Raw genomic sequence first — 25,596 nt, 5'->3', positions numbered from 1 at the left:
GGCTACGCCGAGGACGCCGATGACGCCGACGACCGCCCCGTCAGATGCGCGAAGGCGTCGAGGTTACGGGTCGACTCCCCCCGCGCCACCCGCCACGCGTACTCCTTGCGGATCGCCGTCGCGAAGCCCATCTCCAGCAGGGTGTTGAAGCTGCCGTCGGCGTTCTCCAGGACCGTGCCGAGGATGCGGTCGAGTTCGTCGGGGGTGACGGCCGCCAGCGGGAGCTTGCCGACGAGGTAGATGTCGCCGAGCTTGTCGATCGCGTAACTGACGCCGTAGAGGCGGGTGTTCCGCTCGAGGAGCCAGCGGTGCACGGCCTCGTGGTTCTCGTCCGGGTGGCGGACGACGAAGGCGTTGATGGAGAGGGAGTGCTTGCCGACGATCAGCGAGCAGGTCGTCGAGAGCTTGCGGGTGCCGGGGAGCTTGATGACGTAGGCGCCGTCCGAGGGGGACTCCCACTCCAGCTCGGCGTCCTGGAGGGTGTGCTCGATGACCTCGGACGGGGTCATCGCCCGCTCACCCCGCCCGCTGCCCGTACCCGCGCCACCCACGTCACCTGTCATCTCACCCATGCAGGGATCGTAGGTGACGGCGTCGTTCCTGCATGGCGGCGGTGTAGACGTCCCCGGTCGCCGCGGCGGCGGTGTCCCAGCCGAAGGACTGGGCGTGCCGGGCGGCCTCGGTGCCCATACGGGTCGCGAGCTCCGGGTCCGCCACGAAGCGGCCCAGCATGCGGGCGTAGTCGGCCGGGTCGTGGCCGGTGACGAGGAAACCGCTGACGCCGTCGCGTACGGCCACCGGGAGGCCGCCGACCGCGGCCGCGATGACGGGCGTGCCACACGCCTGCGCCTCTATCGCGACCAGCCCGAACGACTCGCTGTACGAGGGCATGACCAGCACCGATGCCGCGCGGTACCAATCGGCGAGCTGCTCCTGGCCGACCGGCGGGCGGAACTGCACGATGTCGGCGATGCCGAGCCGGGCGGCCAGCTTCTGCAGCCCCTCCGGCTTGGCCAGGCCGCTGCCGCTGGGCCCGCCGACCACCGGAACGACCAGACGGGAGCGCAGCGTGGGGTCCTCGTCCAGGAGGGCGGCGGTCGCGCGCAGCAGGATGTCGGGGGCCTTCAGCGGCTGTATGCGGCCGGCGAAGAGCGGGATGACGGCGTCCCGCGGCAGGCCCAGGCGGGCGCGGGCGGCGGCCCGGCCGGCCGCGACGTCAGAGGCATGGGCGCGTCCGTCGCCGCCACCGGCCACCGGCCGGAACCGCTCCAGATTGACCCCGGGGTGGACCACGGCAACCTTGCCCCGCTCCGCCTCGTAGTGCCGTACGAGCTCGTCCGCCTCCTCGGCGGTGTTCGCTATCAGGCGGTCCGCGGCGCGCACGATCTGCGTCTCACCGATCACCCGGGCGGCGGGCTCGGGGGTGTCACCGACGGCGAGGGCGGCGTTCTTGACCTTGGCCATGGTGTGCATGGCATGCACCAGCGGGACGCCCCAGCGCTCGGCGGCCAGCCAGCCGACATGGCCGGAGAGCCAGTAGTGGGAGTGCACGAGGTCGTAGTAGCCGGGGCGGTGGCCGGCCCAGGCCTGCATCACGCCATGGGTGAAGGCGCAGAGCTGGGCGGGCAGCTCTTCCTTGGCCAGGCCTTCGTACGGGCCCGCGTCCACATGGCGTACGAGCACGCCGGGCGCCAGCTCGACGGTGGGCGGGAGGGTGCCCGTCGTGGCGCGCGTGAAGATCTCCACCTCGATGTTGATGGCGGCGAGCTTCCTGGCCAGCTCGACGATGTAGACGTTCATCCCGCCGGCGTCGCCGGTGCCGGGCTGGTGCAGCGGGGAGGTGTGCACGCTGAGCATCGCCACCCGGCGCGGGCGGCGCGCGACGCCGGGCAGCCGCAGCAGCGCCTGCCCCGGGAACTGGCCGTGGGAACGACTGCGGAGCCGGGACACGTATGGGCTCACTGCGAGCTACCTCCTAGGCCGGGCGGTCTGTGCGCCTCCGACCCCGTCCAACAACGGAGGTCGCCCATCCATTTCCGTCCGGCGCGCTCTGCCCCCACTTTGCCAAAGCGTTACCTTAGCCCTGTCAGCAGGTCCGCGGCCCGTACTCTCGATGCCATGGCCCGCCGCTCCTCCGCCACCGCCACCGCGCCGCCCCGCCCCGTCGGCACGGTCACCCGCGGCACCACCAACCCCAACCGCCTGCGCCGTATGGACCGCTGGATAGCCGCCGAACACGGCGCCGAGCTGCGCCGCGCCGCCGACCCCGTAGCGGTCGACCTCGGCTACGGCGCCGCCCCCTGGACCGCAGTGGAACTGCTGGCCAGGCTGCGGACGGTCCGGCCCGACGCGCGCGTGGTCGGCATCGAGATCGAACCGGCACGGGTGGCGGCCGCCCAGCCCTACGAGCGGCCGGGGCTGGACTTCGTCCACGGCGGCTTCGAGGTGCCGCTGCCCGGCGGGCCGGGGCGCGCGCCGGTGCTGATCCGGGCCGCGAATGTGCTGCGGCAGTACGACGAGGACGAGGTGGCCGCCGTATGGCAGCGGCTGTGCGCGCGACTGGCGCCCGGCGGGCTGCTGGTCGAGGGCACCTGCGACGAGATCGGGCGGCGGCATGTGTGGGTGGCGCTGGGCCCCGAAGGACCCCGCACGGTCACCTTCGCCACCCGGCTCGGCTCCCTCCACACCCCCTCCGACCTGGCCGAACGCCTCCCGAAGGCGCTGATCCACCGCAATGTCCCGGGCGAGCCGGTGCACGCCTTCCTCCGGGACTTCGACCGGGCCTGGGCGGCGGCCGCCCCCCTCGGCGCACTGGGCGCCCGGCAGCGCTGGCTCGCCGCCGTACGGGCCCTGGCGGCGGACTGGCCGCTGACCGGGGACCCGCGGCGCCGCCGTCAGGGGGAGGTCACCGTGCGGTGGGAGGCGCTGGCACCGCGGGGCTGAGCTGTACCGGCCCCGCCACGGCATGGGCCACGGCCCCGCCCCGCCGCTGCAACCTCCGCTCCGCGGCCCCCGGCTCCCGCGCCACGACCTCCGCCAGATCCCGCAACCGCAGCTCCGTGCTCGAACCCCGCGGCGCGCTGTACGTCACCAGCGCCTGATCCGCATCCGTGGTCAGCCGGAAGCTCTCGAACATCACCACCAGCTCACCGACCACCGGGTTCACGATCCGCTTCGTCCCGCGCAGGCACTCGGTCACCGCCTGCGCCTCCCACACCCGCCGGAAGTCCGCGCTGCGCTCGAGGAGTTCGGTGACGACCTCACAGATTCGCAGGTCGTCGGGATTGCGGCCGCTCTCCGCGCGCAGATTGCCGACGACCTCATCGGCGATCCGCTGCCAGTCCGGGTGCAGGTCACGCGCCTCGGGGTCGAGGAAGACCAGCAGCGCCGAATTGCACCGTCCGGGCTCCAGCATCTCGAGGTCGAAGCCGACCCGGCCGCCCAGCGCATTCCAGGCGAGGATGTCCATCCCCCGCCCGACGATCATGGCCGGGACGGTGTCCCCCATGGCATCCAGCAGCTGCCGGATCTCGGGCCGTACGACCTGACGAGGCGCAACCGCCCCCGGACCACAGACGTCGGCACCGGCGCCCCGCCGCCTCGGCACCGCCACATTCCGCAGATACGTGACCTCGCCGTCGGTCAGTTGCAGCGCCCGCGCAATCGCATCCAGCACGGAATCCGAGATCGCGTTCGCGCGCCCCTGCTCGATCCGGGTGTAGTAATCGACGCTGATGCCGGCGAGCTGGGCAACCTCCTCGCGCCGCAGCCCCCGCACCCGGCGGCGGTTGAGTCCACCGGGCAGGCCGAGCCCGGCGGGGTCGAGCGCCGCGCGGCGCGCCTTGAGGAACGAGCCGATCTCGATTTCCGCATGCAGCATTCCTCCAGTATGCGACGCACCGCCGACTGGGTGGTTGCGCCGTCGGCCAGGGGGGTGCGCCGCCGGCTGGGTGGTTCCGCCGGACCCAGGCTGCGACGGGCCTGGTCCCCTCCGCGTACGGCCAGCAAGGTGGTGCACACACGCCTCAGGGACGCCGCGGGGACCACCGGCCCCTGAGACCTCGAGACCTCGCAGAAGGAGCACCTCATGCAGCGCAGGATCCTCGGCGGCACCGGCATCTCGGTCAGCGAGTACGCGCTGGGCACGTTGATGCTCGGCGCCTGGGGCAACACCGACCACGACGACTGCGTACGGATCGTGCACCGCGCGCTGGACGCCGGCATCAACTTCGTGGACACCGCCGATGCCTACGCGGCGGGCGAGTCCGAGGAGATCGTCGGCAAGGCGCTCAAGGGGCGGCGCGAGGATGTCGTGCTGGCCACGAAGTTCTTCAACTCGATGGGCCCGGACGCCAACCACAGCGGAAATTCCCGCCGTTGGATCACCCGCGCCGTCGAGGACAGCCTGCGCCGCCTCGACACCGACTACCTCGACCTCTACCAGGTGCACCGCCCCGACCCCACCACCGACATCGACGAGACGCTCGGCGCGCTCTCCGATCTCGTACGGTCCGGCAAGGTACGGGCGATCGGCACCTCGACCTTCCCCGCCGAGCAGATCGTCGAGGCCCAGTGGACGGCGGAGCGCCGCGGCCATGTCCGGTTCCGCAGCGAGCAGCCGCCGTACTCGATCCTGGCGCGCAGCGTGGAGAACGCGGTGCTGCCCACCGCGCAGCGCTACGGCATGGGCGTACTGACCTGGGGTCCGCTCAGCGCGGGCTGGCTCTCCGGCCGCGACCTCTCGGCCAGCTCACGGGCGGGCATCGAGACCCAGAAGTTCGATCTCTCCCTCCCCGAGAACGCCCGCAAGGCCGAGGCGGTCGGCGCCCTGTCGAAGCTCGCCGCCGAGGCCGGCCTCACCCTCCCCCACCTGGCGACCGCCTTCGTCCGTTCCCACCCCGCCGTCACCTCGGTGATCATCGGCCCCCGCACCCTGGACCAGCTCAACAGCCTCCTGGACGGCGCCGAGGTCACCCTGACCGCCGACGTACTCGACCGCATCGACGCCATCGTCCCGCCGGGCACGGACCTCAACCGGGCCGACAGCTACTACGTCCCGCCGGCCGTCGAGGACGCGTCGCTGCGGCGGCGCTGAGCGTCCGCGTCCGCATCGGCCTCCGCATCCGCTCCCGACCGGCCCCGCCCCGGCCGGCCGGGCGCGGTCCGGCTCGCCACCACCGCCTCAAAGACCTGCGCCAACTCCCGCGCATCCTCCCCCGCATGATGCGTATGCGGCATCCCGGTCAGCTTCAGGGCCTGCTTGATGTCCCCCTTACGGCTCGCCACCCACTCGCGCCCCGTAAGCCCCATCCAATAACTCCGGAGATCGACCCCGGACCCGGTGACACCGAACGGGCTCTTCCCGGTGAACCGCATGAAGTACCAGTGCACAAACATCCCGTCCCACACCGCGGGCGCCGCGAGAAAGACGGGCCGGCCGATCGTGCGCAGTCCGTTGACCCACCGCGCGGCCGCCGCCATCGCCTCCTCGGGCGCCGGCGCCTCCCGCACCAGCCGGTCGCGGTCCAGCCCGGAGACCGCCAGGGCCTGCGGTACGAAGTCCTCGGAAATCGGCCGCAGTTCGCTGTAGAAGGACAGATCCGGGCGCCCCACCACGGCCATTCCCAGGGAAATCATGCTGTAGGGGCCGGGGATCGGCCCGTCCGCCTCGACATCGACGGCGATATAGAGCTCGGGGAGCTTTGACATGCCCGGCACTGTAGGGCGGGGGCGGGGGCGGCCGCCAAGGAATTACGGCGCAGCCGCCAAGGGACGGCGGCGCAGGCCGCCCGGCCCCAACGGGTCAGCGAACGTCCGAGTCCGGATGCTCCGCATCCCACGCCGCACGCGAGGCGGCAATGGCGGGCCGGTGGGCGATCGACCAGTCCGCGAGAGTCTTCACGAGATGAGTGAGGCTGTGGCCCATCTCGGTCAGCTCGTACTCGACCTGGGGCGGGATGGTGGGGTACACGGTGCGCTTCACCAGCCCGTCCCGCTCCAGGCGGCGGACGGTGAGCGTGAGCATGCGCTGCGAGATGGCGCCGGGGATGGCCCGCTGGAGCTCCTTGAAACGGCGGACGCCGGCGGCGAGTTCGACCACCACATAGACGGACCACTTGTCGCCGAGCCGGTCCAGCACGTCCCGGACTCCGCACTCGTCCTGCGGTGTCTCACACGTGATCACGGGCTCCGCGGCCCCCGGCTCGGCCACCACCGGGGTGGTTACCGCAGTGTGCCCTGCTGACATCAAAGTGCCTCCTTATGCGCGCGAGCGTCTCCGCCGAGGATGGAACCACACCGCTCAGGAGGCAATTCCCATGATTCTGGTCACCGGCGCCACCGGCGCACTCGGACAGCTCGTCGCCGAGAAGCTGGCAGCGCGCGACGACGTGGTGCTCGGCACCCGCACGCCCCGCTCCACGGCCGAGCGCCGCGTCGACTTCGACGATCCGGCGTCGCTCGACTTCACCGGCGTGGACACCTTGCTGCTGATCTCCGCCGGATACGGTGAGGACGACGTCGTCATCGCCCGCCACGAGGCCGCGATATCCGCCGCCGAGAAGGCCCGCGTACGGCACCTCGTCTACACCAGCCTCAGCGGCGACGGCGACCACCTGCCCTACGCGCTCGCCCACCGCTGGACCGAACGCAGGATCCATCACAGCTCCCTGGAAGGGACCATCCTGCGCAACGGCCTGTATGCCGAGTTCCTCGCCGCCATCGCCGCCCCGGCCCCCGACGGGACAATCGCCGCGCCACTGGGCGACGGGCGGCTGGCCGCCGTCGCGCGGGAGGATCTCGCGGAGGTGGCTGCCCGAGTGGTGGCCGCCCCGGAGCAGCACGCAGGCCGCACCTACGAGCTGGTCGGCGAGAAGCCGTTGGGCGGCGCCGAGCTGGCGGCCGCGACCGGCGGCTCGTACGAGCCCGGCTCACTCGCCCGGACCCGGGAAGCGATCATCGCGGCCGGGGCAGCGCTGCCCTTCCAGGTGCCGATGCTGGTGGGAACGTACTCGGCGATCGCGGCCGGCTTCCTGGACGGCACCCACATCGGCCACAACGCGCTGCCCGAGCTGCTCGGGCGAGAGCCGCGGTCCGCCCTGGAGGTGTACTCCAGCACGATCGCTGCGGCGCACCCAGCGTAGACATTCGCCGCAGCCTCACACTTCCGGGCCGGCCTCTCCGTCCCTGCCGGGCATCGCGACCTCGGCGGTCGCTCTAGTCCCGGGTTGCTCCCTGCGGCCAGAGCACCTGTACAGACGTCCCGGTGTCCTCCGCGTACGCGACCACGTCAGCGGTGCCGCCATAGCCCCGTGCAGCCTTGCCGTCCCATACGGCCAGTAGCTCGTCGACAAGGCCGACGAGGATCTCACTGCCGGCCATGTGCGCATCAGAGTCCGAGGCGGCAAGCCCGGTCTCGTGGACATCGGCGGCCTGACGCATCAGCGCGTCGTAGGTGGAGTGGTGCCACTCGGGCAAACCCTCGCGATACTCCGCCGCCGGGACGACGACTTCAAGGCGCCCGCCGCGAGCGAGCACCACCTCGGCGAACCAAGCATCCGGGCCGTCCGCAATGCACGAGACGCCGACCAGCTCGGCGGGGTCGTAGCGGCGTACGGCCTCGTCCAGCATCGCCCGCGCCCGCCGCTCAACCTCTGCGCTCAGTCCGCGGTGCCCGGTGATCCCTACGTGCATCGAATGCCCCTCCCTACAGATCCCTGCAGATCCCTACAGGTACACACCATGTAGACGTTCGTCGAAATCCCGCACCGCCTTGGGCGGCGTGGCGGTGGTAAGTGAGCGGCGCACAGCGCGCGCCCGTTCCACGATCCGGCCGGAACGGTACTTGAGCCCGATGTCCAGCGCCCGCCCCGCGAGCGCGAAGGCCACGTCAACCCTTCCGCCGGCCAAGTGCCCGGCGGCGATGTCGAGCACCAAGAGCGCGCGTTGCTTGGCGTGACCGGTGGCCAGGGCTTCGACGTCATCGCCGAGGACCCATTCCGGGAGGCCGAGCCGGGCGCCGCAGGTTACTCGAAAGGCAGCGACCTTCGACGGATCGAAGGTGAAGACCCACGGCCACGGCGGCGGCTCCTCCGGCAGCGCTTCGGCTGCCGACCGGCTTGCCGTCAGCGCCCGGTCGGCAGCCCGCCGGTCCCCAGCCGCCGAGTGCGCGAGAGCTTCGACGGAGGACAGCCACGCATCGGCGACCGACGGTCGTCTCTCGCCCAGCGCTCGCCGCGCGCTGCGGGTCAGGTTGAGGGCTTGCACGGCGTTGCCTGCGTCCGCCTCAAACTGGGCGAGGCTGCCGGTCTGGTAGGCGGTCAGGAGCGGATCACCGGCCGTACGAGCGCCCTTGATCGCGGAGCCGTACCAGCTGCGGGCCGATCCGTGGTCGCCCATGTCCCACGCCAGCCACCCGGCGAGGCTCGCGGCCTCGCTCCCGACGGCCGCTAGGTGGAGCCGCTCGGCATCTCCGGCCGCCGAGCGTGTGATGGTCCGGATCAGGTGCATATGTGAATGCACGGCCCCGGTGAGATCGCGGGACGGAGTCGAGCCGTCGAGTCTGCGATAGGCCGTGGTGGAGAGTCGCAACGCGGCGGCCCGGCCGCCGGTTGCGTCCGCCGTATCGGGCAGTGCAGCCAGTGCGGGAGCCGCTGCCGTAGCGGCGACCCCGCCGAGGAACTTTCGTCGGTCCACGTCGTCACCGTTCACCTCCCCCTGTGGGCGGCTCGCTGCGAGCCCCACCAGTGCCGACGGGATCCCGAGATGTGCGGACGCCGCTGCCAGGATGTCCGTGCTGTATGCGCTTGTGCCGCGTTTCTCCAGGCGCGAGACGGCAGACTGCGACAGACCGCACACTTCGCCTAACTGGCCTTGTGTCATCCGCGCGTTCTTGCGGGTCAACTCAATAACCCGGCCGTAGTCCCCTGCCCGGGACGCATCCCGGATCGCCGCCGCCTGCCAGTTCACCGCACGCCTCCACGCTACGCATTGCCTCGGCCCGCGCCACGCGCCGTACCCGCTGAGCGCATATCCGTATGCGGGCACCGCATCGCCGATAGTCCCACGAGCGTGACCGAGCGTTGACTGCCAGTCAGCCGCCGATCGGTGGCAAGCCCCATCCATCCCTGCGCTCCCCGAGGGAGAGATGGGCATGCCGAGACAACGAAGAGGCACATGGTGACCAACACAACGCAGGAGACACCACGCTCCACCCATGCCAGTACCCTCGCCGTCCTTTATGTCTGCGTCGAGCGCGGCACGGGCGCACACATCGACCCCGGCCTGCCCGCATCGCGAGCACGAGAGGAAGGGCACAGCTTCGCTCGCCGGCACGGCCTGACAATCACCCACGAGATCACCGACGCATTTGGCGAACCGGCACCGCACAAGCGCGCCGGCTGGAACAAGGTTCGAGAGCTGGTGCAACGGGGCGAGGTGGGGGCGGTCATCGTCAGGTGGCCGACCGCAATCAGTCCAGACCACGAGCAGCGCTACGACGAGGTCCGTTGGTGCAAGGACCACGGCTCCGGTGTCCTCTTCAGCTGGGCGCCACTGGCCGCGATGGCCGGCTGCGGCGCCACTCGATGAGCGGGAGACACGCCAAGCCGCGGTCGCGGCCGATCGCCCCTCTACCGCCCGCTCCTGGCCCTCGCAGCCGCGGAATTCGACGGAAAGCCGGACCGTCCCCTCGCCCCACCACGCCCCCAAGCCAAAGGAGTCGACATGACCTTTCTCGCCCCGCAATTCGTGTGGCTTGAGATCACAGGGCTGTGCAATCTCAACTGCCGCCACTGCTACGCCGACAGTTCGCCGCAGGGCACTCACGGCGACATGGCGCCCGACGACTGGTTCCGGGTGATCGACGAGTTGGCGGTGCTCGGTACTCGTCACTGCCAGTTCATCGGCGGCGAGCCCACACTGCACCCCAGCTTCCGTGAACTTGTCCGGCACACTCGTGCCCGGAGCATTCAGGTCGAGGTGTTCAGCAACCTCACCCACATCACCGCCGATGCCTGGTCAGCGCTCCGCATGAAGGGTGTCAGCCTCGCGTTCTCGTACTACTCGGACAAGGACGACGACCACGACGATGTGACCGACAACCGAGGCTCACGACAGCGAACCCGAGCCAACATCGAACGGGCGCAGTCGTACGGAATCCCCCTGCGCGGCAACGTCATCAATGTCTTGGAAGATCAACGCGGAAGGGAAGGACGCCGCGAACTTCTCGACCTCGGCATCCATGATGTGCGCACCGACAAGATCCGCCCGTTCGGCCGGGGAGCGCAGGGAAACAGTCCGCACATCAAGAAACTCTGCGGCAGGTGTGGGCGCAACAAGATCGCCATCAGCCCCAACGGCGAGGTATGGCCCTGCGTTTTTGCTCGCTTCATGCCAATCGGCAACGTCCACGAGCAGAGTCTGCAGGAGATCTACCATGACGTGCCGATGCAAGGTGCCCGCGCAGAGCTGGCCCATGTCTTTCCCGAGAAGGCCGCAGCCGACGGCGAACCAAGTTGCCTGCCTGACTGCGGGCCGAGCTTCGAGACGTGTGCACCGCAACTCGCTTGCGCACCTGATGCGGCTTGCGGCCCAACCGAAGAGTCAGGCCGCTTGAAGCCGCCGATCATGTCGCCTCACCGATCGGTGCGGTACCGCAGTCCATACGTCGCGGGCACGGACTGCTGACACGCTCCACGCCCACAAGAGGGAACCTTCGGACGGGCTGCTCATGGCTGAGACGCTCCGAGTAGCGTGGATGCGTCTCAGTTCCCGGACGCTCGGAGTACCACCATGAGTACCCCCACTCCGCTCGCGTTGTACCTGGCGCGACGCGACGCCTACGCCGAATTTCTGAGCGCAGCAGACCAAGAATCGTCCGTGTGCTACTGGGAGGCACAGGGCCGCTACGAGACCCCCGAAGCAGCCACCTCGGCGCGCGATGATGCATACGCTGCGACAAGAGACGCCTGCAACCGCATCACCGTCGAGCCCACCGGCCCGCAGAAGGAGGCTCTGGCCCTGGTCGAGCAGCTTCGCCACCTGGGACGGACCGGTGCCAATGATCAGGACTGGGTGTCCTTCAAGAAGGCGCGCGAAGTGTTCGTGGACGCCTGCCGTATGCACCTCAAGGAAACACTGGACGTCTGAGCTACCGACCCTCCCCGTCCAGCGGCGCGCCCCCCGTCACGTGCAGCGCGCTGAGCAGGGCATAGACCAGTTCTCTGTCCCTGGGCTGGGTCAGGTGGCGGCGGGCCGCCTCGGGGGAGGTCCACAGCAGGCGGTCCACTTCCCTGTTCGGTGCGAAGGTGCCGCCGGTGGCCTCGGCCGCCCAGTAGCGGACTTCTTTGGGGCGGCCGCCGACCAGGTAGCGAGCGGTGGGGAGTTCGAGGCCGGGGTCGCAGGTCATGCCGGTTTCCTCCGACACCTCGCGGATCGCGCCCGCAAGGGCGTCCTCGGTGCGCTTCAGTTTGCCTTTGGGGTGCGACCAGTCGTCGTACTTGGGGCGGTGGACGAGGGCGATCTCCAGGCCGTCACGGGAAGGTGAGCGGCGCCACAGCACGCACCCCGCCGCCCGGATGACCGATTCCTCAGCCATGTGGGCCGCCTCCCTTGCCCCGCGGCAGCCACACCCGGCCGAAGGCGAAGCGGGCCGCCTCCACCTCGTGGCGCTGGTCGGCGTGCAGGACGCCCAGTGCGTAGGCCGTGGCGGGGGCGATTCTGGGGGTGCGGGCGGCGGCGGATGCGGCGGCGGCGGCCTCTGCGGCGTCGCGGTGGCGTTCGAGGGCGTGGCCGGCGTCGGCCAGGCGGGGATCGCCGTGGCCCGGTGCGATCACTTCCTGGGCGTAGCGGCTCAGCCGTACGAGCATCCGTACCTGGTGCCAGGGCGTGTCCTGGCGGTGGTCGGCGGCCAGCGCGTCGGCGTTGTACGGGTGGCCGGCGCGGGAGAGCGGGAGGGCGGTGACGGCCTCCGCGAGGCGCCGGTGGGCCTGTTCGGCGAGCTGGGGCAGCGCCTCGACGGCCGGTACATCGGCGGCCGCGTGCGTCAGCGGCGCCTCGGAGGCAAGCACGGCGACGGAGTCGGCGACGGCGTGGAAGCGGGAGGAGCCGAGCGCCTGGAGCGCGGCGGAGTGCGCGCGGGTGCGGGCCAGGGTGAGCTGCCGGTCGAGCAGCGCGCCGGCCCGCGCGGCGCCGGCCGACAGGGCGCTCTCGGCGTCCGGGTCGGCGGCGGGGGCGTTGGCCGCGGGCGTCGTGAGGCGTTGCAGGGCCGCCATCAGGCGGGAACGGCGGGCGGCGCAGGCGTGTTCGCGGGCCAGGGTGCCGGACAACCAGCCCAGTTCGGCGAGGAGTTGGTCGGCCCAGGCCTCGTCCGTGAGTGAGCGGAAGGTGTGCAGGGTGGCGCTGATGCGACGGGCGGCGGCGCGCAGTTGCCAGGCCGCCTCGTCCGCGCCCTGGGCGTCCGAGCCGCTCTCACGGTGCAGTCGCAGGCTGCGGAGGAAGTCCCCGGACTGGCGGTGGAGGTAGCCGGCCAGCACCTCGCCGGCCGTCCGGGCGTCGGCCTCCGGCCCCCCGGAGTCCCCCGATGCGGCCGCACCCCCCATGTCCCCCAACTCCCCCGATTCGCCGGCCCCGTACGGGCCGTACCGCTCCCCCCGGTCCCCCTCCGGCGCGTCCACCACCGCGGCTCGGGCTCCGGGTGCCCCGCCGAGCTCGTATCCGATACCGATGAGACCGGACGGCCCCCCGGCCGGCTGGTCATGTCGCTGGGCCACGCCGGCGCCTCCGGGCGTCAATGAGCATTTCCTGTACGTTGCGCAGCGGCGCGCCGTCCGCGTCCACCGCCCGCCGGGTCCAGTCGCCGTCCGGGCCCAGGTGCCAGGAGGAGGTGGAGTCCGAACTCCCGGTCTCCAGGAGTCTGTTGAGGGCGGCGCGGTGCGCCGGGTCGGTCACCCGGACCAGCGCCTCGATGCGCCGGTCGAGGTTGCGGTGCATCATGTCCGCGCTGCCCAGCCAGACCTCGGGCTCGCCGCCGTTGCCGAAGGCGAAGATCCGCGAGTGTTCCAGGAAGCGGCCGAGGATGCTGCGGACGCGGATGTTCTCGCTCAGGCCGGGGACTCCGGGGCGCAGCGCGCAGATGCCGCGTACCCAGACGTCGACCGGTACGCCTGCCTGGGAGGCGCCGTAGAGGGCGTCGATGACGGCCTCGTCGACCATGGAGTTGACCTTGATACGGACGTAGGCGGGGCGGCCGGCCCGCTGGTGCGCGATCTCCTTGGTGATGCGCTGGATCAGGCCGTCCCGGAGGGACTTGGGCGCCACCAGGAGGCGGCGGTAGGTCTCGCGGCGGGAGTAGCCCGACAGCCGGTTGAAGAGGTCGGAGAGGTCGGCCCCGACCTGCGGGTCGGCGGTCAGCAGCCCCAGGTCCTCGTACAGCCGGGCCGTCTTGGGGTGGTAGTTGCCGGTGCCGACGTGGGAATAGCGGCGCAGCATCTCGCCTTCCTGGCGGACGACCAGCGACAGCTTGCAGTGGGTCTTGAGGCCCACCAGGCCGTAGACGACATGGCAGCCGGACTCCTCCAGCTTGCGCGCCCACTTGATGTTGGACTGTTCGTCGAAGCGGGCCTTGATCTCGACGAGGACGAGAACCTGCTTGCCGGACTCCGCGGCGTCTATCAGGGCGTCGACGATCGGGGAGTCGCCGGAGGTGGTGCGGTAGAGCGTCTGCTTGATGGCGAGGACATCCGGGTCGGCGGCGGCCTGCTCCAGGAAGGCCTGTACGGAGGTGGAGAACGAGTCGTACGGGTGGTGGAGGAGGACGTCGCGGGCGCGCAGGGCGGCGAAGATGTCGGGGGCGGTCGCCGACTCCACCTCCGCCAGGTCGCGGTGCGTGCCGGCGATGAACTTCTCGTACTTCAGCTCCGGCCGGTCCAGCGCGCCGATGCCGAAGAGGCCGGTGAGGTCGAGGGGGCCGGGCAGCGGGTAGACCTCGGCGTCGGAGACCTTCAGTTCCTGGACGAGGAGGTCGAGCACGGACGGGTCGATGGATTCCTCCACCTCGAGGCGGACCGGGGGCCCGAAGCGGCGCCGCATCAGCTCCTTCTCCAGGGCCTGGAGGAGGTTCTCGGCGTCGTCCTCCTCCACCTCGAGGTCTTCGTTGCGGGTGACGCGGAACATGTGGTGCGCGCGCACCTCCATGCCCGGGAACAGCTCCTCCAGGTGGGCGGCGATGACGTCCTCGATGGGGACGTAGCGCTGCGGGGAGGCCTCCAGGAAGCGGGAGAGCAGCGGCGGCACCTTGACACGCGCGAAGTGGTCGTGGCCGCTGACCGGGTTGCGTACGACGACGGCCAGGTTCAGCGACAGACCGGAGATGTACGGGAAGGGGTGCGCGGGGTCCACCGCCAGGGGCGTGAGCACCGGGAAGATCTGCTGACGGAAGAGGGTGAACAGGCGGGCCTGCTCCTTGTCGGTCAGCTCGGGCCAGCGGATCAGGTGAATGCCCTGTTCGGCGAGCTCGGGGGCGACGTCCTGCTGGTAGCAGGCGGCATGCCGGGCCATGAGCTCGCGCGAGCGCGTCCAGATCAGGTCCAGCACCTCGCGGGGCTGGAGGCCGGACGCGGAACGGGTGGCCACTCCGGTGGCTATCCGCCGCTTGAGGCCGGCGACCCGGACCATGAAGAACTCGTCCAGGTTGCTGGCGAAGATCGCCAGGAAGTTGGCCCGTTCGAGGAGCGGCGTCGCCGGGTCCTCGGCCAGCTCCAGAACCCGCTCGTTGAACGCCAGCCAGCTGCGCTCGCGGTCCAGGAATCGGCCGCTGGGCAGCTCCTGGCCGTCCGCGCCGGGCACACCCGATTCCTCGTACGAGTCGAGGTCGGCGTCCATCTCGGGCTCGAGCTCGGGGAGTGTGCCGCGCATGGCGTGCGGGCGGTGCGCCGCGATGGAGCCCACCGAGGGCTGGGCCGCGGGGCCCGAGCCTTCGGGCGGGGCCGGTGACGGCTTCGGGGGCTGCGTCTCGGGCGGGACCTGGGCCTGAGCGCGCGACTGCTGCTTCATGTACCCATTCTTCCGCGCTCCGGGGATTCCAGGCTCGTCAGAACCAGGAGGCGGCGCGAGACGGAGCCTCTGGTTCTGGGCGTTCGGCACAGCGGGCTGCATTCGGCGATGCTCGCAAGCGATATTGAATCGCCGGTAACGCGGATATGGCGGACAGGCAAGCGGGGCGCTACTCCCAGGGGTTCGGGGGCCGGGACACGCGGGCGGTCCCCGGTCCGGGCCGGTGGCCGCCGAGGGCTCCGGGCGCCCAGTATAAGCCCCCGATAAAGCTCGTTGTTACGTATGAGAAACGCCCTCATCCTTAATTAAGCGAGACCTCACGAAAATTGGCCTGTGCACTCGATTTTCTGGCGTAGCGTTTTCCTTGTCGCCGCCGGGAGGGCAACACGGCACCGACGGCGAGTAATACCTCACCCATTTCATCGAGCAACGGAGAAATCCATGAGCTTCCGTAAGATCATTCCCGCCATTCCCGCCCGCCCCGCCGAGCCGGCCCGTCCGGGCATTCCCGCCCACCCCTGCGACACGGTGACCACCAGCCCGGCCCGCGCCCGCCGGGTCGTCACGGTCAAGCGCGCCGGCCGCCGGGTGATCGGCGGCTGACGGGCCGTCATCTCCCGGAGGCGGGCCCCGGTGTGGGGCCGGGGCCCGCCTCCGCCCCACGGACGCACGGACGCACGGACGCACAAAAGAGGAGCGGCTGCGGATGTCTCCGTACGACGACCAGGCGACGGTACGGCTGCGGGCCCTCACCCCCGTACCGAAATTCCCGGTACCGGAATTCATCGCACCAGAATTCACCGCGCCGGAATCCACCGGGGGCAAGGAAAAGAGAAATCCCGAACTCGAGGCGGCCGCCGACACCACGAAGAGCACCTCCGTCCGGCAGGCATTCCGAAGTTTCTGGCCGCTGGTAAAAGGCGATCGGCGCCGGCTTGTCCTGATATGCGCCTGTGTCGTCGTCGCCGCCCTCGCGGAGACCGCGGCCATTCTCCTCTTCGGCGAATTGACCGACCACGCCCTGCAGAAAGGGTCGCTCGGCGCGTTCTGGGGGCCGGCCGCGAAGTGGCTGGGCGTGGCGGCCTTCGGGGCCGTCATCGGTTACCTCGGCAACTCCACGGCCGTATGGGTGGCGGAGCGTTTCGTGATGCGGCTACGGGCCCGGGTCTTCGGGCACGTCCAGGACCTGCCGCCGCACTTCTTCCAGCAGCACCGGCAGGGCGACCTCGTCGAACGTCTCACCGGGGACGTCGAGGCCATCGAGCAGCTGGTCGTCTCCGGGGTGGTCAGAACCGTGTCCGCGCTGTTCAGCACGGTGTTCTTCTTCACCGCCGCCCTCATCCTGCGCTGGGACCTGGCGCTGGCGACGTTCGTCCTGGCGCCGCTGTTCTGGCTGGCCGCCCGGCAGTTCGCCGCACGCATCAAGGCCGCGGCCCGGCAGGAACGCGTCGCCGACGGGGCGATCACCTCGGTCGTCGAGGAGTCGCTGGGCAACATCGTGCTGACCCAGGCGTACAACCGGCGGCAGGCCGAGGAGCAGCGGCTGCGCACCGAGGCCCGCGCCTGGATGCGTGCCTCCGTGCGCGGGGCCCGGCTGAGCGAGATGTACACCCAGCTCGTCGAGGTGATCGAGACGGTGTGCGTCCTGGCCGTCATCGGGCTCGGCGCCTGGGAGATCTCCCAGGGCCGGATGACCCTCGGACAACTGCTGGCCTTCGCCGCCTTCCTCGGCTACCTCTACCCACCGATCCGCGCCCTGGGCCAGCTCGGACTCACCGTCACCGCGGCCACCGCCGGCGCCGAGCGGCTGCTGGAGATCCTCGCCGCCCGGCCCGCCGTCACCGACCCCCCGGCGCCCCGGCCGCCCCGGCAGGTCCGCGGCTTCCTCGACGTCGACCACGTCTGGTTCCGCTACCCCGGCACGGACCCCGCCGCTATGGGCCCGGCCACCGCCCCGTACGCCCTCCGCGACCTCTCCTTCACGGCCCGCCCCGGGGAGCTGGTCCTGATCACCGGCCCCAGCGGAGCCGGCAAGTCGACGGTGTCCAAGCTCCTCCCCCGCTTCTACGACCCGGCCGCCGGCCACATCCGGCTCGACGGCACCCGCCTCGACGCCCTCCCCCTGGAATTCCTGCGCCGGCAGATCACCCTGCTCCCGCAGAAGACGCTCGTCCTGCACGGCACCCTCCGGGAGAACATCGCCTGCGGCCGGCCGGGCGCCACCGACGACCAGGTCGTACGGGCGGCCCGGGACGCCGCCGCACACGACTTCATCAGCGCGCTCCCCGACGGCTACGAGACCGTCGTCTCCCCCGCCACCGCCCAGTTGTCCGGCGGCCAGCTCCAGCGCATCGCCATCGCCCGCGCCCTGCTGCGCGACGCCCCCGTCCTCGTCCTCGACGAGCCGACCGCCGGCCTCGACGCGCTCTCCGCCCGCCGGGTGATCGCACCGCTGCGCCATCTGATGTCCGGCCGTACGACCCTCCTGATCACCCACGATCTGCATCTGGCCCCGGACGCCGACCGGATCCTCGTCCTCGACGACGGCCGACTGACGGAGTCCGGGCGCCACGAGGAGCTGCTGGCCCGCGCCGGTACGTACGCCCGTCTGCACGGCCACGCGAGCGCGCCCCGGCCGGCGGCCGGATCATGAGCGCGCGGCCCGCCGCAGCCGGTACCCGGCCCGCGGCACCGTCTCCACCACCGCCGGCTCCCCGAGCCTGGCCCGCAGCCTGCTCAGCGTGATCCGTACGGCATTGCTGCCGGCGCCCAGGTCCCCGCCCCACACCCGCGCCAGCAGCTCCTCGCCGCTGACCACCGCCCCGTCGGCGCGCAGCAGCACCTCCAGCGCGGCGCACTCCCTCCCGGACAGCGGCACCTGCCGCCCGTCGCGACCGACCATGCGGCGCGCGGTGCCCAGGACGAGCCCGGCGCACTCCAGGACGGCCGGCGCCGCCGTACCCGCACGGCGGCCCAGGGCGGCCACCCGGGCCAGCAGTTCCTCGTAGGCGAAGGGCTCGGTCAGACAGTCGTCGGCGCCCAGGGACAGTCCCTCGACCCGGCCCCAAGCTCTCGGCTCCTCTGGGGCAGAAGATGCCCCCGTCTCGAGCGAGCCGGCGGCGGTGGGCATCAGCACGCGCAGATGCGGCCACTGGGCCACCACACTGCGGCACACCTCGTCGCCATGGAGTCCGGGCAGATCCCGGTCAAGGACGAGCAGGTCGTAGCGCCCGAGCCGGAGCCGGCGCAGCGCCGCGGCGCCGTCCCCGACGACATCCACGGCATACGACGCCCGCCGCAGCCCCGCCGCCACCATCCCGGCCAGAAATTCCTCGGCCTCGACGATCAGTACACGCATGGGTCCCTGTGTAGGCGCCCCGGAGGTTTCGTTGCTGTTGCGCCGCCGCAAGCCGGCACGAGCCGCCGTCGCGAGGCGCGGCGAGCCGCCACGGAAGCGGCCGAAGGCCCCGCCCCCCAAACTCGGCTGCCCCCCTCAACTCCCCTGCGTACGCTGGCCGCATGCCCACTCCTCACACTCCCGCCACACCGGCCCCGCCGCTCCCGTACACCCCCGACTACCCCCTCCGCACCGCGCGCCTGGAGCTGCGCCCGATCCGCGCCGACGACTTCGCGGCGATATTCGCCTACCGACGGCTCCCCGAGGTCTGCCGCTACCTCTACACGGGCCCCTACGAGGAGCCCGAACTCCGCGCCGACCTCACCACCAAGGCCACCCGCACCACCCTGCGCGAGAGCGGCGACATCTTGAGCCTGGCCGTCGTGGTCCGCGAGACCGGACAGCTGATCGGCGACGTCACCTTCGTCCTGACCCGCGCCGAGCACCGCCAGGGCGGCATCGGCTATGTCTTCCACCCCGGCCACGGCGGCCACGGCTATGCCACCGAGGCAAGCCGCGCCCTGCTGAAGCTGGGCTTCGAGGACCTGCAACTGCACCGCATCCAGGCCGAGTTGGACGGCCGGAACACCGCCTCGGCCCGCCTGCTGGAGCGGCTGGGCATGCGCCGCGAGGGCCATCTGAAGGAGAACGAGTTCCTCGACGGGGAATGGGCCGACGAGGTCGTCTACGCGATGCTGGCGCGGGAGTGGCACCGGGTCACGGGTGCCGAGTGACCTTGACGGTCATGCGCTGCCCCTGGCCAAGATTGAGGATGGAGTCACGAGCCGGGCACGTTCGTAGAGTTCCCGTGCGGCGTGATTCTTGAGGTGGGGGCGGATGAGCTTGACCATTGTTTGCATGCGTTGATCTGCCCGTCCCGACTGAATCAAAGGGTAGTCGTTCAACGCGAGATGCCATGTCGCGCACGCTGATTCCAGGTGACCGATGGAGAGTTGACGCTCGGCCAGCATGGAACGTTCTTTCACGCGTGTTCTCCGGTAAACGTCATAGCGCAGCTTGTCCGACTGCTGCATCGCTTGAACGGCGCCGCGCATGTCACCCAATTCGTAACGTACTTGACTGGTATGATAGTTCAGGGAAGCTGGATCGTACGAGCCGAATGCTTTCTCTCTGGATTCAGCCTTATCCATCGCTACTTCGGCTTCTTGTAGGTACATCAATGCAGTTCTGTGGTCGCCGATTTGAGCGGCAGAGTGCGCCTGCTGTCCGGCAAGGAACGCGCGCATGCGTGGACCGGCTTGCGGGGATGCGGCTGCGGCAGCATCTGCCAGCCGCATGGCTTGCCTTCCGTGCCCTAGATCGGCGGCTTGAAGGCTCATCCCCCGCAGCGTCGTGCAATATGTCAGATGGTCCTCTGCCGCTCCGGCAAGTTCCAACGCCTTGAGGTAATACTGCTGCGCAAGACCGTGAATGCATTCATCCACGGCCATGTACCCGGTGAGGTAGCTCAAGTCGGCAGCAGCCGACATCATCGCTTTGCGTACTGGCTCGGAGGCGTCCGCCCGCAGATATGGGGCTACCGTGTTCACCAGGAAAGCCGCAGCCATCGGGCGGGCGTGGCGCCCTCCGAATTGGTCGTCGAGTTCTGACACTCGTTCGGTCATCGCGATGACCATGTCGACCTCTGGCGTGCCGATGCGCTGAGTCCGGCCGGTTTGTGCAGCTTCCATTCGGCCGACCACTTCCGGCCAATTGGGCACGGTCAGCGCAACGGAAAAGAGACTTATACCGAGGACGCTGCGGCGTGAGGGATCCATATCTCCACTACCGAGATCGATAAGCCCTTCAACCGTACTCGGAGCGACGTCCGAGCTACTGGCAGGGGCCGGAAATCCGGCCTCGACATGGGTGAGGGGACGACCCAGCTTCCGCGCGAGGGCCTCCAAGATCAGCGGCCTGACCGTCTCCTTGGGGATGTGCCCCTGACGCCACTGATGGGCCGACGGCTCGCGGTACTTGAGTGGGGTTCCTCGTTCGGTGCCGACACGGTTCACGGCCTGGACGAACTGCCGCAGGGTCCAGCCGGTCTCCCGGTGAAGCCGTTCCAGGCGCCGGTTCGGTTCCCGAGTACCCATTGCCTTCAACTCCCCAGTCTGTAGGAGCGCTTAAAGCTCTTAAAAGCCGCTGCCCCTGCCACGGTACCGCTGGCTGTAGCCGAGCGGTTGCCTAGAGCGAGGACCGGCCCTCCTCTCGCGATGGCCACTGCAATATCGCCAAGACAACGAGAGGACCCCCGCGACCGTGGTTCGACGATCCGGGGGCGTGGCCATCAACTACAAGGGAGTTGACGACATGAACCACGCTACAGCGAGGTTCTTCATCCTGCTGCTGCGGCTGCTGTTTCCCCCGCGCGGCCGCCACCGATCGGCCGGCGCACTGTCCGCTGCGCGATGCGAGGACGCGCCGACGCTCGTGCCTCCCCGCGTTCCCGTCCGGCAGCCAGAGCTGCTGCGCGGCGAAGACTCGTACCTGATCCGCCCGTACGTCCTCTCCCCCGAGGAGCGGCGGGAACGACGGGCTCAGCGCGGGCGACGGCGGGCGCTGTGGCTGGCCATGCACGGGTACGACGCCGGGCCGCGGTGGATTCTTCCCCAAGCTCTCAACTTCGTTCGAGCAGGCCCAACCGTGGAGGTGGTGGGCTGATGGCCCGCATGTGCCGCCCCGTTCACCTCGGGGAACCGGCGTCTGAGCCCGTACCGGTTGCCGGGTGCGACGTGTGCGGGGCGCTGGCCGAGCAGCGCGCGAGGGCGTACGCCACAGGGGACAAGTCGAAGGCGACCGACTGCAACGTCGAGATGCGCGGCCACTCCCACCCGAAGGCGGTGCGGGCATGAGCGCGGGCGACGGCATCGTGCGTGGTGAGAGTGTCTCGTATAAGGATCAGCTCGCCGTGCCTGGTTCCGGTCTCGCCGACCCTCATGACTGCCTCGGATGCACTCTGCTGAAAGAGCAACTGAGCGAAGTCCTTCAGACGCAGCGCAATCTCGCCTTGTGGGAGCTTCTGCGGAACATCACGACGCCCAAGGAATACGGGCAGCCGGACGACGCACGGCCGCCCCATTAGACCGGGGCGGGGCCGCCATGCCGAACGCGCAGGCTCCCCGCTCACCACGACGACCCCGGCTCCCTCGAGGGAGCCGGGGTCGTCCACACGCGCAGACACCAGCGAGTGGTGGGATCCCTCACGTCTCCGACCGGTACATCAGATCCGTCTCATGCGTGACGAACCCCAGCCGCTCGTACACGCTCACCGCCGCCACATTGTCCGCATCGACGTACAGCATCGCGGTCGGCAGCCCCTGCGCCGCCAGGTGCCGCAGCCCGATCGCGGTCAGCGCCTTGCCCAGCCCGCCGCCCTGTGCGCCCGGCCGCACCCCGAGGACATAGACCTCGCCGAGGCCCTCGTCCGCGTGGACCTTCGTCCAGTGGAAGCCGACCAGCCGCCCCTCCTTCTCCGCGAGGAAGAAGCCCTTCGGGTCGAACCACGGCTCGGCCTTGCGGTCGTCCAGGTCCCGCTGGGTCAGCGAGCCCTGCTCGGGGTGGTGGGCGAAGGCGGCCGCGTTCACCTCCAGCCAGGCCGCGTCGTCGGTGCCCGGCTGGAAGGTCCGTACGGACACGCCCTCAGCGAGCTCCGGCTCCGGCAGCGTCAGATCGCCCAGCGAGCGGCGCATCTGGCGCAGCTCACGGAACATCGTCAGCCCGAGGGTCTGGGCGAGGTGCCGGGCGGCCGGATGCCCGCCGTGTGCCCACACCCGCAGCCGGCGCCCGGACTGCGCCAGCAGCTCGGTGCCCAGCGCCCGGCCGTGCCCGCGGCCGCGGTGGCCCGGGTGCACGGCCAGCTCGGCGGCCGGCGCCTCCACCGGGTCGGTGTCCTCCAGCTGCCCGTACGCGACCAGCTTCTCCTCGTCCTCCACGAGCGTACGGACGAGCACATGCCGCACACCCTCCCGTCGCCCGCCCCGCAGCTGCAGCCGCCCCTGCTCGGACACGGCCGGCTGCCCGTCCGTCCGCGCGGCCCGCTCGATCAGCTCCAGCACGGCCGCGGCCGCATCCGGGGTCAGCTCCTCGACCACCTGAATCCTGCGGCCGGCCCGGCCCATCTCCTGTGCAGCGTCAGTCATGTGTGCAGCGTACGACTCTCCCGGGCCCGGGAGCCGGGTGGTCGGGCGCGAGCGGGCCACCGGGGTGACCTCCTGGGTGCGCACGATGAGGCCGCACCAGCGGGCGACCCGCCGCAGAGGCGGCAGGCGGCGGCGTCCGCCGGGTCGTGGACGGAACCGCATCCGGGCCGCCGGTGAGCGCAGGCCGGCCCTGCGCGGGCCGCGGGCCCGCCGCGACGAACCGCACCGCGGGATTCGCCGGCCCGTCACCCTTCCCCTCTGTTGCCGCTACGCGCGTCGACCGTAGGCTGCCCTCCGCTCAGACCACCCAGGAGGGGAACCCATGCCATCCACACCTCAACGGCGCCGATCGGCCCGCAGATTGACGGTCGGACTGACCACCGGGGCCGCCGTGCTGGCCGCCGTCATCGGGCTCACCGCGACGGCCCTGCCGGCCGGCGCCGAGAGCGCGCATCCGCGGCCCGGCCGTACGGTCGACGTGCAGCTCCTCTCCTTCAACGACTTCCACGGCAACCTCGAACCGCCGCAGGGCTCTTCCGGCACGGTCGAGGAAATACAGCCGGACGGCAGCAAGAAGAGCATCCCGGCGGGCGGCGTCGAGTACCTGGCCCAGTCGCTCCGTACGGCCCGCAAGGGGCACCCGTACTCCGTCACCGCCGCGGCCGGCGACATGGTCGGCGCCAGCCCGCTCGTCTCCGGTCTCTTCCACGACGAGCCGACGATCGAGGCCATGAACAAGCTGGGCCTGGACGCCACCTCCGTCGGCAACCATGAATTCGACGAGGGCCGGGCCGAGTTGACGCGCCTCCAGAAGGGCGGCTGTCATCCGAAGGACGGCTGCTACGAGGACGGCAAGAAGTTCGCCGGCGCCGACTTCCCGTACCTCACCGCCAACGTCACGGACGACAAGACCGGCAAGCCGCTGCTCAAGCCGTACACCGTCTGGCAGCGCAAGGGCGTCAAGATCGGCTTCATCGGTGTGACCCTCGAGGGCACCCCGGACATCGTCAACGCCGACGGCATCAAGGGCCTGAAGTTCCACGACGAGGTCAAGACGATCAACAAGTACGCCAAGGAGCTCAACAGGCAGGGCGTGAAGTCCATCGTCGCCCTCATCCACGAAGGCGGCCTCCCCGCCTCCACCTCCTACAACTACGACTGCGACAGCCCCGGCGACGGCGACGGCATCTCCGGCCCGATCACCGACATCGCCAAGCACGTCACCCCGCAGGTCGACGCCCTGGTGACCGGCCACACCCACCAGGCCTACGCCTGCACCATCCCGGACCCGTCCGGCAAGCCCCGTACGGTGACGTCCGCGGCGTCCTTCGGCAAGCTCTACACCGATACGACCCTCACCTACGACCGCCGCACCCACGACATCGTGCGGACCAGCGTCAAGGCGCCCGGCGCGGCCAACCACGTCGTCGACCGCACCCAGCCCAAGGCCGCGGACATGACGTCCCTGATCGCCCGCTGGAACAAGCTCGCCGCCCCGATCGCGAACCGCCCCGTAGGCCATATCTCCGCCGACATCGCGGGCCGCGGCGCCAACGCCCCCGAATCGCCCCTCGGCGACGTCATCGCGGACGCCCAGCTGGAGGCCACCAAGGCCGCCGACAAGGGCGGCGCCCAGCTCACCCTGATGAACCCCGGCGGCATCCGCTCCGACCTCGCCTACAAGGCGTCCGGCGCGGAAGGCGACGGCGTGGTGACCTACGGCGAGGCCTTCACCGTCCAGCCGTTCACCAACATGACCAACGTCATCGACCTCACCGGCGCCCAGCTCCTGACCGGCCTCCAGCAGCAGGTCAGCGGCCCGAACGAGGCCTCCCCCAAGATCCTCCAGGTCTCCAGGGGTCTGACCTACACCCTGGACCTGACCAAGTCCGGCGCCGACCGCATCGTCAAGAACTCGGTCAAGCTGAACGGTGCGGCCCTCGACCCCGCCAAGACCTACCGCGTCGCCATGAACGAGTTCCTGGCCGGCGGCGGCGACGGCTTCCCCGCCTTCAAGAACGCCAAGAACACGTACGTCGGCCCCTCCGACCTGGACGCCTTCACCGCCTACCTGACCGCCCACTCCTCGGCGAACGCCCCGCTCGACCCGCCGAAGGCGGACCGGATCACGGTCGTGAAGTAGACGACCGGGACATCCCGTCCGGCCCCGGCCGTCCGTCTCTGAGACGGGCGGCCGGGACCGCTGCGCTTCGCACCGCGTCACAGCAGGTGGAAGCCGAAACCGGGGACGGCGATGGCGAGGCCGAGGAGAAGGACCAGCGGCCCGATCACGTAGTTGCCCCACCGCTTCTCGTCCTTGACACGCAACAGGGCGATGGTCACGGCGACACCGGTGGCGACGACCAGGCACCCGGCGAGCCCGAGGAGTGCCAGGAAGAAGGGGCCCAAGCCGGGATCGGGGTGGTTCGGGTCGATGTGAATGACCACCGCCAGGGTCGCGCCACCAGGTTCACCGGTCATGGTTCAGCCGTCGCCCTTCTCGGCTTGCTTGGCCAGGTTCTCCAGATCCGACTCGATTCCGGAGCCCGCTTCGTAGACCGCCGTGTTGATGCCGGTGCCGACGGAGTTCTTGTACGCCGCATCGGCGAACTTGCCCCGGTCACTGAGATGCTCGCCGCCGAGGCCGGCGTGGTCCTCCAAGTGCCGGAAGCGGGCGTCGCCAGCGGCGTTTCCGAGGGCGCCGGTGACGGCGTTCGTCCCCGCGTCCCATGCGATGGTCTCGCCGTCCTTGCCGTCCAACCCGTCGAGAGTCAGGCCGCCGGCGATGTTGCCGAGCGCACCGTTGGCGGCCTCCATGACCTGCTCCACACGCGCCCCGCACCAGCACCACACGGGGACTTGACCAAGACCGGGCCGTCGTCATGTGCGAGCGGAGGGCCCCCGGTCGCACATGACGACGGCCCGGTGGGGAGCGTTCCCACCGGGCCGTCGTCGTGTGCGTGTGTGCGGACGGCGCTCAGCCGCCGTACGGGTTCCCCTGCTGCG

Annotated in this window: 28 protein-coding genes; 13 read left to right on the top strand and 15 right to left on the bottom strand. The window is 70.5% G+C overall.

The window, feature by feature from the left end; translation table 11 throughout:
• Nucleotides 1-2 precede the first annotated feature (2 nt).
• Together AB0D04_RS10320 and mshA are read right to left on the bottom strand one after the other, a co-directional pair.
• Nucleotides 3-509 carry a YbjN domain-containing protein gene (locus AB0D04_RS10320; protein ID WP_362701731.1) on the bottom strand — a complete coding sequence of 169 codons (507 nt, stop codon included), beginning with the start codon at nt 507-509 and terminating at the stop codon, nt 3-5.
• 55 nt (nt 510-564) lie between these two features.
• Nucleotides 565-1,950, bottom strand: coding sequence for a D-inositol-3-phosphate glycosyltransferase (gene mshA, locus AB0D04_RS10315; RefSeq protein WP_362701729.1), 1,386 nt, complete (start codon nt 1,948-1,950; stop codon nt 565-567).
• A gap of 168 nt (nt 1,951-2,118) precedes the next feature.
• Here mshA and AB0D04_RS10310 point away from each other — a divergent pair, with 168 nt between their 5' ends.
• Entirely contained in the window at nt 2,119-2,943 is an 825-nt protein-coding gene (locus AB0D04_RS10310; RefSeq protein WP_362701517.1) for a class I SAM-dependent methyltransferase, read from the top strand.
• On the opposite strand, the gene AB0D04_RS10305 is transcribed toward AB0D04_RS10310, so the two are convergent.
• Nucleotides 2,906-3,880, bottom strand: a complete 975-nt coding sequence (locus tag AB0D04_RS10305; protein ID WP_362701515.1) for a helix-turn-helix domain-containing protein — start codon at nt 3,878-3,880, stop codon at nt 2,906-2,908. The two genes, AB0D04_RS10310 and AB0D04_RS10305, sit on opposite strands and share 38 nt — an antisense overlap.
• Nucleotides 3,881-4,087: 207 nt before the next feature.
• Between AB0D04_RS10305 and AB0D04_RS10300 the strand changes: the two genes are divergently transcribed.
• A complete protein-coding gene (locus tag AB0D04_RS10300) occupies nt 4,088-5,095 on the top strand; it encodes an aldo/keto reductase (RefSeq protein WP_362701512.1) in 1,008 nt (335 codons plus the stop codon).
• Here the strand turns inward: AB0D04_RS10300 and AB0D04_RS10295 are convergent.
• The gene (locus AB0D04_RS10295; protein WP_362701510.1) at nt 5,050-5,709 is read right to left on the bottom strand and encodes an exonuclease; all 660 of its coding nucleotides are present in this window, start codon (nt 5,707-5,709) and stop codon (nt 5,050-5,052) included. The genes AB0D04_RS10300 and AB0D04_RS10295 overlap by 46 nt on opposite strands.
• 94 nt (nt 5,710-5,803) lie before the next feature.
• Nucleotides 5,804-6,247 (bottom strand): helix-turn-helix domain-containing protein, encoded by a 444-nt coding sequence (locus AB0D04_RS10290; protein ID WP_362701508.1) that lies wholly within the window; start codon nt 6,245-6,247, stop codon nt 5,804-5,806.
• Nucleotides 6,248-6,317: 70 nt separating this feature from the next.
• Here AB0D04_RS10290 and AB0D04_RS10285 point away from each other — a divergent pair, with 70 nt between their 5' ends.
• Complete coding sequence (locus tag AB0D04_RS10285) at nt 6,318-7,142, top strand: NAD(P)H-binding protein (RefSeq protein ID WP_362701505.1); 825 nt, start codon at nt 6,318-6,320, stop codon at nt 7,140-7,142.
• Between the two features lie 73 nt (nt 7,143-7,215).
• On the opposite strand, the gene AB0D04_RS10280 is transcribed toward AB0D04_RS10285, so the two are convergent.
• Complete coding sequence (locus tag AB0D04_RS10280; RefSeq protein WP_362701502.1) at nt 7,216-7,692, bottom strand: hypothetical protein; 477 nt, start codon at nt 7,690-7,692, stop codon at nt 7,216-7,218.
• A gap of 33 nt (nt 7,693-7,725) precedes the next feature.
• Nucleotides 7,726-8,967: a helix-turn-helix transcriptional regulator gene (locus tag AB0D04_RS10275; RefSeq protein WP_362701499.1), complete on the bottom strand. Its 1,242-nt coding sequence runs from the start codon at nt 8,965-8,967 to the stop codon at nt 7,726-7,728.
• 207 nt (nt 8,968-9,174) lie between these two features.
• On the opposite strand from AB0D04_RS10275, the gene AB0D04_RS10270 reads away from it, so the two are divergent.
• From AB0D04_RS10270 to AB0D04_RS10260, 3 genes are all read left to right on the top strand, one after another.
• Complete coding sequence (locus AB0D04_RS10270; RefSeq protein WP_362701498.1) at nt 9,175-9,588, top strand: hypothetical protein; 414 nt, start codon at nt 9,175-9,177, stop codon at nt 9,586-9,588.
• A 135-nt stretch (nt 9,589-9,723) separates the two neighbouring features.
• Nucleotides 9,724-10,686, top strand: coding sequence for a radical SAM protein (locus AB0D04_RS10265; protein ID WP_362701496.1), 963 nt, complete (start codon nt 9,724-9,726; stop codon nt 10,684-10,686).
• A 105-nt stretch (nt 10,687-10,791) separates the two neighbouring features.
• Nucleotides 10,792-11,148: a hypothetical protein gene (locus AB0D04_RS10260; RefSeq protein WP_362701494.1), complete on the top strand. Its 357-nt coding sequence runs from the start codon at nt 10,792-10,794 to the stop codon at nt 11,146-11,148.
• A 1-nt stretch (nt 11,149) separates the two neighbouring features.
• Here the strand turns inward: AB0D04_RS10260 and AB0D04_RS10255 are convergent, their stop codons facing one another.
• The 3 genes from AB0D04_RS10255 to AB0D04_RS10245 all read right to left on the bottom strand — a co-directional run bounded on the left by AB0D04_RS10255 (nt 11,150) and on the right by AB0D04_RS10245 (nt 15,051).
• Nucleotides 11,150-11,596: an NUDIX hydrolase gene (locus tag AB0D04_RS10255; RefSeq protein WP_362701492.1), complete on the bottom strand. Its 447-nt coding sequence runs from the start codon at nt 11,594-11,596 to the stop codon at nt 11,150-11,152.
• Nucleotides 11,589-12,599: a CHAD domain-containing protein gene (locus AB0D04_RS10250; protein WP_362701726.1), complete on the bottom strand. Its 1,011-nt coding sequence runs from the start codon at nt 12,597-12,599 to the stop codon at nt 11,589-11,591. Before AB0D04_RS10250 ends, AB0D04_RS10255 begins: the two co-directional genes overlap by 8 nt.
• Before the next feature lie 154 nt (nt 12,600-12,753).
• Nucleotides 12,754-15,051 (bottom strand): RNA degradosome polyphosphate kinase, encoded by a 2,298-nt coding sequence (locus AB0D04_RS10245; RefSeq protein WP_362701490.1) that lies wholly within the window; start codon nt 15,049-15,051, stop codon nt 12,754-12,756.
• Between the two features lie 441 nt (nt 15,052-15,492).
• Here AB0D04_RS10245 and AB0D04_RS10240 point away from each other — a divergent pair, with 441 nt between their 5' ends.
• Both AB0D04_RS10240 and AB0D04_RS10235 read left to right on the top strand, forming a co-directional pair.
• On the top strand, nt 15,493-15,654 hold the full coding sequence (locus AB0D04_RS10240; RefSeq protein ID WP_362701488.1) for a hypothetical protein: 162 nt from the start codon (nt 15,493-15,495) through the stop codon (nt 15,652-15,654).
• 103 nt (nt 15,655-15,757) lie between these two features.
• Nucleotides 15,758-17,704, top strand: a complete 1,947-nt coding sequence (locus AB0D04_RS10235) for an ABC transporter ATP-binding protein (RefSeq protein WP_362701485.1) — start codon at nt 15,758-15,760, stop codon at nt 17,702-17,704.
• On the opposite strand, the gene AB0D04_RS10230 is transcribed toward AB0D04_RS10235, so the two are convergent.
• Nucleotides 17,699-18,409 (bottom strand): response regulator transcription factor, encoded by a 711-nt coding sequence (locus AB0D04_RS10230; protein WP_362701482.1) that lies wholly within the window; start codon nt 18,407-18,409, stop codon nt 17,699-17,701. The genes AB0D04_RS10235 and AB0D04_RS10230 overlap by 6 nt on opposite strands.
• A 161-nt stretch (nt 18,410-18,570) precedes the next feature.
• Here AB0D04_RS10230 and AB0D04_RS10225 point away from each other — a divergent pair, with 161 nt between their 5' ends.
• A complete protein-coding gene (locus tag AB0D04_RS10225; RefSeq protein ID WP_362701479.1) occupies nt 18,571-19,182 on the top strand; it encodes a GNAT family protein in 612 nt (203 codons plus the stop codon).
• A 9-nt stretch (nt 19,183-19,191) separates the two neighbouring features.
• On the opposite strand, the gene AB0D04_RS10220 is transcribed toward AB0D04_RS10225, so the two are convergent.
• The gene (locus tag AB0D04_RS10220; RefSeq protein WP_362701476.1) at nt 19,192-20,544 is read right to left on the bottom strand and encodes a tetratricopeptide repeat protein; all 1,353 of its coding nucleotides are present in this window, start codon (nt 20,542-20,544) and stop codon (nt 19,192-19,194) included.
• 217 nt (nt 20,545-20,761) lie between these two features.
• On the opposite strand from AB0D04_RS10220, the gene AB0D04_RS10215 reads away from it, so the two are divergent.
• The 3 genes from AB0D04_RS10215 to AB0D04_RS10205 are packed head-to-tail and all read left to right on the top strand — an operon-like array spanning nt 20,762 to nt 21,533.
• Complete coding sequence (locus AB0D04_RS10215) at nt 20,762-21,112, top strand: hypothetical protein (protein ID WP_362701474.1); 351 nt, start codon at nt 20,762-20,764, stop codon at nt 21,110-21,112.
• Complete coding sequence (locus AB0D04_RS10210; protein ID WP_362701471.1) at nt 21,112-21,303, top strand: hypothetical protein; 192 nt, start codon at nt 21,112-21,114, stop codon at nt 21,301-21,303. The genes AB0D04_RS10215 and AB0D04_RS10210 overlap by 1 nt, the downstream gene beginning before the upstream one ends.
• Nucleotides 21,300-21,533: a hypothetical protein gene (locus tag AB0D04_RS10205; protein WP_362701469.1), complete on the top strand. Its 234-nt coding sequence runs from the start codon at nt 21,300-21,302 to the stop codon at nt 21,531-21,533. The genes AB0D04_RS10210 and AB0D04_RS10205 overlap by 4 nt, the downstream gene beginning before the upstream one ends.
• A 118-nt stretch (nt 21,534-21,651) precedes the next feature.
• Here the strand turns inward: AB0D04_RS10205 and mshD are convergent, their stop codons facing one another.
• The gene (gene mshD / locus AB0D04_RS10200; RefSeq protein ID WP_362701467.1) at nt 21,652-22,590 is read right to left on the bottom strand and encodes a mycothiol synthase; all 939 of its coding nucleotides are present in this window, start codon (nt 22,588-22,590) and stop codon (nt 21,652-21,654) included.
• Between the two features lie 322 nt (nt 22,591-22,912).
• Here mshD and AB0D04_RS10195 point away from each other — a divergent pair, with 322 nt between their 5' ends.
• Entirely contained in the window at nt 22,913-24,733 is a 1,821-nt protein-coding gene (locus AB0D04_RS10195) for a bifunctional metallophosphatase/5'-nucleotidase (RefSeq protein ID WP_362701464.1), read from the top strand.
• A 77-nt stretch (nt 24,734-24,810) separates the two neighbouring features.
• Here AB0D04_RS10195 and AB0D04_RS10190 read toward each other — a convergent pair whose 3' ends face one another.
• The gene (locus tag AB0D04_RS10190) at nt 24,811-25,071 is read right to left on the bottom strand and encodes a hypothetical protein (protein ID WP_362701462.1); all 261 of its coding nucleotides are present in this window, start codon (nt 25,069-25,071) and stop codon (nt 24,811-24,813) included.
• Between the two features lie 3 nt (nt 25,072-25,074).
• Complete coding sequence (locus AB0D04_RS10185) at nt 25,075-25,407, bottom strand: hypothetical protein (RefSeq protein WP_362701460.1); 333 nt, start codon at nt 25,405-25,407, stop codon at nt 25,075-25,077.
• Nucleotides 25,408-25,596 lie beyond the last annotated feature (189 nt).

The sequence above is a fragment of the Streptomyces sp. NPDC048483 genome, from assembly GCF_040651455.1.
In the GTDB taxonomy this organism is placed as follows: Bacteria; Actinomycetota; Actinomycetes; order Streptomycetales; family Streptomycetaceae; genus Streptomyces.
Note: the sequence above shows the minus strand (reverse complement) of the source record. Positions and strands in the feature narration are given on the sequence as shown.